The organism is Alteromonas sp. G4i35, assembly GCF_054960375.1.
The window spans coordinates 1-7358 of sequence record NZ_JBHNZD010000054.1 but is presented as its reverse complement, the minus strand read 5'-3'; the positions used below and the strand labels follow the sequence as shown (position 1 = coordinate 7358).

Here is a 7358-nt window from a genome sequence, read left to right as displayed (position 1 = left end):
GGAAGCAAGGCTTCCGTTTTTTGTTTCTGGCTCAAACGCTTGCGAGCAATCTCGCAAAAGCTGAATAGCAGTAGGCTACACAGTGTGTAGATAAAAAGCGCAAACAGCATTTTTCTATTCCTATTCAAAATACGACTATTAAGACGCTAAGGGCAGCTGCGGGCTTAATTCTTCTACGGTTTCCATTGCAACTAACTCTTCGTATCCCTTTTGCTGCAACAGTGTTTTCAAATCGTCGCAATTACTGCATTTATTTTGTTTCGCGATAGCCACTGCTTCGATGAAACACGATAGGTGAGTTATAGATTGTGTTTGTGTCATGGTCTACTTCACTTTTGATTTTACGTAAGTTCGTTGTTTCCATTTTTATTGGGATTACTTTGGCTTAGCCTGAAGTCACTAATGTGGCGCTAGCATTATGCTTTTATGAAAAATAAGGGTGAAAAGTTCAAAATACCTTGAAATGTATATACATAGGCTATACATTTTATATTCGAATAATGTGGTAGTACTTGCAGATTCTCATTGAACGACATACTGCACGTATTGGTATTTGCAAGGATTTAAGGTGTCTGAAAAAAACAATAAAAAGAAGAAAAAGAATAGTCAGATGATTATTCGAATCAATGACGAAGAGCGTGCCCAGTTTATCGCGTTATGCGAAGACCTAGACACTTCTGCTGCTCGTGAAGTTAGACACTTTATTCGAGAATTTATTGCCAAACACGGCGATCAATAGCGGCTTTGCTAAACGTTATGTGAGTGAAGCGAACACTACAAATAAAGATAAGGATTTACATCATGGCTAAGAAAAAAGAGTTAAAAAAAGCGATTAAAGCAACTAAAGCGAAAATTTCTAAGCAAGAAGGAAAGCTTAAAAAGCTTAAGAAGAAGCTTAAAAAAGCATAAGCGCCTATTTGGCACTCATTAGTGCAAATTTAGTATGAAAAGCGCTCTGAACGGAGCGCTTTTTTTGTTTCATGTACTCTAGTCCAAATTACCTTTTGTGAAGGTGGCACCTTCCTACCGCCTCTTACCACCAGTGCAATAGATGATTCCGTCGCTTCATCTTCAAAATTCCACCTGTCGTCGATATTAAGAATTTATTACAACTTTAGTATTGTGCGAGCGAATCTTTTTGTGATTTACTCAGCCTTCAAGCACCGCGTGCTTTTCATCTCTAATAATAATAAGTCTGATCAGACAATCTGGCGTTTAGCAGTACCCCAACAACAGAAAGAAGATATTGTATTTCAACGCGTTTTTGATTCACGAAATACAAAACTACACACTTCGAAAAGTAAAATTTAAAAGAATTCAGGAACAACACAATGCAACAGGCAAAATTTAACGCTTCTGCTTTCAAGCTTTCCCTCATTGCTTCTGCAATTGCAGGAATGGCTTTTTCTTCTTCGTCAGTGCTTGCACAGGAGCAAGCTTCTGTTGATGAGCAAGATGTTGAGCAAATCCAAATTGTAGGTTCACGTCGCGTTGGTCGCACCATCAATGACTCCCCTGTACCTATCGACATTATCGATGCTTCATCTATAGAAGCAACGGGGCTCACTGAAACCAACATGATCTTAAACCAGTTACTGCCCAGCTTTAACTTCCCTCAGCCATCTATTACCGATGGCACCGACCACGTACGACCAGCGCAGCTGCGTGGTTTAGCACCAGACCACACGCTGGTATTAGTTAATGGTAAGCGTCGTCATACCTCTGCGCTTCTTAATTTAAATGGTTCGGTGGGGCGTGGCTCTTCAGCGGTAGATTTAAACGCTATCCCGGCTAATGCGATTAAGCGTATTGAGGTGTTGCGTGACGGTGCTGCGGCTCAGTACGGCTCAGACGCCATTGCCGGTGTTATTAATATTGTTCTGAAAGATGCTGCCGAAGGCGGTGAAGTGTCGGCAACGTATGGTGCTAACGTTACAACAATGGACGGTGTGCCTAACCTTGAAGGTGTGAGTGTTGGTGCTGACGGTAATTTAGCATTCGCTGAAGGAAGCGACAGAGACGTAACCGATGGACAAACCTTTACCCTTCGCGGCAACGTAGGCTTCGAATGGGGAGACGACGGCTTTGTTAACGTATCAGGTGAATACCGCGACCGTGGACAGGCGAACCGTTCGGACTACGACCAGCGAGAAAACTATGCGCGAGACGCGGACGGCAACCTAGACCCTCGTGAGCTTACGGTCAACCGCTACAATCACGTTTACGGAAATGGTGAGGTAGAAGATTACGCCTTGTTCATAAACGCGGGCAAAGCCCTTACTGATAGCGTTGAGTTTTATACTACCGCAGGCTACAGCACTCGTGATTCGGTAGGCGGAGGCTTTTACCGTCGAGCTCAAGATTCACGAAACGTAGTTGAAATTTATCCAGACGGATTCCTACCTTCTATTCAAACTGACATAACCGATATGTCGCTGCTTGCTGGTATTAAGGGCTATGGCGATGTGTGGAATTACGACTTGTCCGTAACACATGGTGGTAATGAGCTTGAGTATGGTGTTATCAACACCCTAAACACGTCTTTAGGTCCAACGAGTCAAACTGAGTTTGACGCGGGTACGCTAGAATACAACACCACAATTGTGAATGCTGACGCATCGCGTTTGGTAGATACCGGGTATTTCTACAGCGAAATGAACTTCGCTATGGGCGCAGAATATCGTCATGAGAGCTATGAAATAACTGCAGGTGAAGAAGGGTCTTACATACAAGGTACGTTTGGACCTGGCGGCGTGGTGACTGACCCGGTAGACGGCCCGTTTGGTGCTGCTGGTTCGCAAGTATTCCCAGGCTTTACACCAGAATCTGCAGGTGAAAACAGCCGTCATAACTATAGCTTCTATGTGGATGTAGAAGCTGACGTTGTAGAAAACTGGAACGTAGCAGTGGCAGGGCGCTATGAAGATTATTCTGACTTCGGCAGCACGTTTAACTGGAAAATGTCTCACCGTGTAACCCTGAGTGATGCATTTGCACTTCGAGCGTCAGTATCAACCGGCTTTAGAGCACCATCGCTACAACAGCAATTCTTCACCTCAATCGCGACGGTATTTGTTGATGGCGAGCCAACAGAGACGGGCACATTTGCGCCGTCAAGTGATGTTGCGCAAGCGCTGGGCAGCCCAGGTCTTGATGCAGAAGAATCGAATAACTACAGTGCAGGTTTTACCTACTCGCCAACCGCTGATTTCAACCTGACAGTAGACTTTTATCGCATTGATATCGACGATCGTATCGTGCTGTCTAACAACCTATCAGGTGAGGGTATAGAAGCACTACTTGCGGGTACGGGAGCTAATCAGGCTCGATTCTTCTTAAATGCGATAGATTCGCGTACGGAAGGTGTTGATATCGTTTCTACCTATACGCTTAATACGTCAGATTATGGTGCGTTTAACTTTAACGCAGGTGCTAACTTTAACGATAACGAGGTAACAAATGTTATCGATGCACCTGATGTGTTGCAAAATGCAGGCTTCGACCAGGCTAACTTGTTCGATGATGTTGAACTACGTCGCTTCGAAACGGCTTCGCCTGACAGCAAACTTAACTTAGGTGTTACGTGGAATTATGACCGCTACACAACAACCTTACGCACTACTCGTTATGGTGAAGTGGAAGACCCATCGTCAGTTGAAGCACGCAATGAAATCATTCCATCAGAGTGGATCACAGACCTAGACGTTCGCATTGCGTTAACGGAAGGACTTACCGTTTCTGTTGGTGCTAACAATTTGTTTGATGTGTACCCAGAAACAACCCGTGAACTTGTGGATGATGTAACCACGTTCTCGCGCTTATTCCCGTATTCAGGCTTTTCGCCTTACGGTTTTACAGGCCGTTTTGTTTACGGAAAAGTCTCGTATAGCTTTTAATTAGCATCGGTTCTTGAGTGCTGAAAGCCAGTTGATTAATAATCAACTGGCTTTTTTGTACCTGTTACTTATTCATTTTTCTCAAAGGTAACCGCACAGCGATGTTCGTTTAAAAGCGCAAAGTCTTCTTTGGGAATAAAAGCGTCGTAATCACGTTGCAGCTTAACTTGTGCTTCTTTGCGAATTTTACTACGGCGTATAGCCGTTACGAAATTGCGCATTTCATGGTGAGTAGATAACTCTAGCTCAGGTACTGAAACAGGTGTGCCGCTGTCATCTTTGGCAACCATGGTAAAAAAGCTGTTGTTGGTATGTTTGACCTCGTTGGTTTTGATATTTTCCGTAGTAACTTTTATCCCTACTACCAAAGATGTGTTTCCGACATAATGAACGGTAGCGTCGAGGTGAAGTAAGTCACCCACTTCAACAGGCTGTAAAAACTCGACGCCATCAACAGTAACGGTTACACAATAGGCTCCTGCGTGTTTACTTGCGCAGGCATAGGCGACTTTATCCATTAACGATAAAATGACACCTCCATGCACCTTACCGCCAAAATTAGCAAAAGATGGCACCATTAATTCAGTCAGTCTTGTTCTTGAAAAAGCGACATTACGTGCAGTCATAAACAACCTTTAATCTTAAGCCCTTGAAAAGCGCCGAATAAGCGTTCATATCAGTATTAGATTTACCCTACCACAAATTTTAAGGAATGGTTTTGTCACAAACGCATTTTTATCAACCAAAAGAAGGTCATGGCTTGGCTCACGATCCGTTTAACGCGATCATCGCACCGCGCCCAATCGGATGGATCTCTACAAAATCAAAAACGGGAGTGTTAAACCTTGCTCCTTACAGTTTTTTCAATGCGCTGAACTATACGCCGCCAATTATCGGCTTTTCAGTAGTAGGCAGTAAGAAAGATTCACTGGTAAACGTGCAGGAAACGGGTGAGTTTTGCTGGAATCTTGTATCGGAAGATTTGATTGATGCGATGAACACGACGAGTAAACCTCTGGCAGCTGAAGAAAGTGAATTTGACCATGCAGGGCTTCAAACTGTAGAAAGTGAAGTGGTAAGCGTTCCCCGCGTAAAAGCGAGTAAGGTGAGCATGGAATGTAAGCTAACTGATGTGGTACAGCTTAAGACCGCCTCAGGTGAGGAGGTGAATAGCTGGTTTATCATGGGTGAAGTAGTGGGTGTACATATTGATAAGTCACTCATAGAGAACGGCGTTTACAGCACGGTGAAAAGTGCGCCAGTTACCCGTGGTGGCGGACGAGGCGATTATTACACTATTTCCCGAGATAACTTTTTCGAAATGCTAAGACCAGAGGGATAGAGCTGGCGATGCTATCTCGATAGATTATTGAGGTCTTCTTGTAAGGCCTCTATTTGTTCTAGTACGGCTAAAAATTTATTTCCAAACTCTGTTACTTGGTATTCAACCCGAGGCGGGAGCTCGTGATACACCGTTTTTTTCAGAATACCAAATTCCGTGTTCTTCTTCAGGCATTGATTTAATACTTTGGTGCTTAGTCCGTCTACAGTACGCACCATTTCACCGGGGCGGTTAATGCCATTTGCCAAGAGTTGGTAAACGGTAAGCGACCATTTACAGCCGTAAATCGTCTCTACCATGCGCGCGCTTTCTTGAGGTGGTATTTTTCGCTCGATTTGTTTTTCCTTAAAATTCATAAAGATGTACCTAAAAGTACTTACTGAACTAAATTATACTTACTATTCATGGAGTTATCTAAGGCGTAAGGTTATCACGAATTGAAAACAGTGAGGGAATTTAAAATGTCACTTTTAAATGATTTTTGTGAAAACCGTAACGCGTTAATTGTAGGCGGTTCAAGCGGTATAGGTCTTGCCACCGCTAAGTTATTGGCGAATGAAGGTGTTAACGTTGTGCTTGTGGGCAAGAATGGTTCCAAACTGGAAGAAGCAGTGAAAGCGGTAAGTACATTCACAAATGTTTCAACCATTAGCATAAACGCTGTCCAAGTTGACTTATATAAGCCTGCAGACGTACAAAAATTAATAAAGTATGTAGAAGATGCAGCTATACCTTTTCATTACTTAATAAATGCTGCAGGGTATTTTAACCCTAAGCCATTTTTACAGCATACATGCGAAGATTATGATGTTTATCATGATTTGAATAAAAGCCTATTTTTCATCACCCAAGCGGTAGCAAAAAGAATGTCTCAGCACAGTGTTGGCAGTATTGTTAATGTTGGTTCTATGTGGGCCAAGCAGGCCGTTAAGGCGACTCCTTCGTCTGCTTACTCCATGGCAAAAGCAGCGCTGCATTCACTTACTCAGCATCTGGCCATGGAACTTGCCGACGATGGCATACGTGTAAATGCAGTATCGCCAGCGGTAGTTAAAACACCTATTTACAATGCGTTCGTTCCAGAAGAGCAAACCGATGAAGTATTGGAAGGTTTCAATGCGTTTCATCCGATAGGACGTATAGGAACTCCAGAAGACGTGGCACATGGCATCCTTTATCTGTTATCAGAAAGAGCTAATTGGACTACCGGTACCGTATTAGATATTGATGGTGGTGTAATGGCAGGTAGGAACTAATAAATAGGACGTATCATTATCTTGCTTTGTCTTCATTCTAATAACACGAAGCGAGATGATGTATACGTTTATTCGGTAACAATTGCTTGCTCTAAATAAAACGAGATTATCAATGATGCTTAATATGAACTTTGATGAACGCCTAGCGATCAATACGCAAATGCAAGAGTGGCAAGCGTCACCGTCTTCTACGGTATGGCGGAAGCCTTTAGAGCGTGAAGCAAAAGAGTCAGGTCATACAACTAGCGTTGTAAAGTACGAAGCAGGCGCGAGTTTTAAGCAGCACAGTCATCCTTATGGTGAAGAAATTCTGGTGCTTGAAGGTGTGTTTTCCGACGAACACGGTGATTACCCAGCAGGCACTTACTTGCGCAATCCTCCAGGCAGTAAGCACAGCCCGTTCAGTAAAGAAGGCTGTGTTATTTTAGTGAAGCTGAATCAGTTTGATAAACGCGATTTGGCAGAGGTTAGGGTGAGCTCTAACACGGCAGAATGGCTGCAAGGGCAGGGCGGTTTAAAAGTGATGCCGCTCCACAACTTTGAGCATGAACATGTAGCGCTAGTTAAGTGGCCCGTGGGTGAGGTATTCAAGCCTCATAAGCACTTTGGTGGTGAAGAGATTTTCGTACTGTCGGGTACATTCAAAGATGAGCATGGTGAATACCCAAAAAGCACGTGGATAAGAAGCCCACATATGAGTCAGCATCATCCCTACGTGGATGAGGAAACAGTAATTTGGGTGAAGACAGGGCATTTGCCAGTAGCGTTGTAGGCTGCCATTTCATTTGTTGCAGGTAAATCAAAACCAGTGTTTTACTTGCGGTCAATTGCTACAAACGAAAAAGGCTAACCCGAGGTTAGCCT

General features: G+C 43.6%; 8 protein-coding genes. 5 read left to right on the top strand and 3 right to left on the bottom strand.

Annotated elements, in window-relative coordinates:
* Positions 1–138: 138 nt before the first annotated feature.
* On the bottom strand, positions 139–321 hold the full coding sequence (locus ACFI6L_RS20110; RefSeq protein WP_014976139.1) for a hypothetical protein: 183 nt from the start codon (positions 319–321) through the stop codon (positions 139–141).
* Between the two features lie 247 nt (positions 322–568).
* Here ACFI6L_RS20110 and ACFI6L_RS20105 point away from each other — a divergent pair, with 247 nt between their 5' ends.
* Both ACFI6L_RS20105 and ACFI6L_RS20100 read left to right on the top strand, forming a co-directional pair.
* Entirely contained in the window at positions 569–739 is a 171-nt protein-coding gene (locus tag ACFI6L_RS20105; RefSeq protein WP_014949001.1) for a hypothetical protein, read from the top strand.
* 592 nt (positions 740–1331) lie between these two features.
* A complete protein-coding gene (locus ACFI6L_RS20100; protein ID WP_039225628.1) occupies positions 1332–3896 on the top strand; it encodes a TonB-dependent receptor plug domain-containing protein in 2565 nt (854 codons plus the stop codon).
* A gap of 68 nt (positions 3897–3964) precedes the next feature.
* Here the strand turns inward: ACFI6L_RS20100 and ACFI6L_RS20095 are convergent, their stop codons facing one another.
* On the bottom strand, positions 3965–4522 hold the full coding sequence (locus ACFI6L_RS20095) for an acyl-CoA thioesterase (RefSeq protein ID WP_014949004.1): 558 nt from the start codon (positions 4520–4522) through the stop codon (positions 3965–3967).
* 92 nt (positions 4523–4614) lie between these two features.
* Here ACFI6L_RS20095 and ACFI6L_RS20090 point away from each other — a divergent pair, with 92 nt between their 5' ends.
* Positions 4615–5238 (top strand): flavin reductase family protein, encoded by a 624-nt coding sequence (locus ACFI6L_RS20090; protein WP_462574686.1) that lies wholly within the window; start codon positions 4615–4617, stop codon positions 5236–5238.
* 11 nt (positions 5239–5249) lie between these two features.
* Here the strand turns inward: ACFI6L_RS20090 and ACFI6L_RS20085 are convergent, their stop codons facing one another.
* Positions 5250–5594 (bottom strand): winged helix-turn-helix transcriptional regulator, encoded by a 345-nt coding sequence (locus ACFI6L_RS20085; RefSeq protein ID WP_039216240.1) that lies wholly within the window; start codon positions 5592–5594, stop codon positions 5250–5252.
* Between the two features lie 105 nt (positions 5595–5699).
* Here ACFI6L_RS20085 and ACFI6L_RS20080 point away from each other — a divergent pair, with 105 nt between their 5' ends.
* Together ACFI6L_RS20080 and ACFI6L_RS20075 are read left to right on the top strand one after the other, a co-directional pair.
* Positions 5700–6494 carry an SDR family NAD(P)-dependent oxidoreductase gene (locus ACFI6L_RS20080; protein ID WP_283623092.1) on the top strand — a complete coding sequence of 265 codons (795 nt, stop codon included), beginning with the start codon at positions 5700–5702 and terminating at the stop codon, positions 6492–6494.
* Between the two features lie 115 nt (positions 6495–6609).
* Positions 6610–7266 carry a cupin domain-containing protein gene (locus ACFI6L_RS20075; RefSeq protein WP_462574687.1) on the top strand — a complete coding sequence of 219 codons (657 nt, stop codon included), beginning with the start codon at positions 6610–6612 and terminating at the stop codon, positions 7264–7266.
* Positions 7267–7358 lie beyond the last annotated feature (92 nt).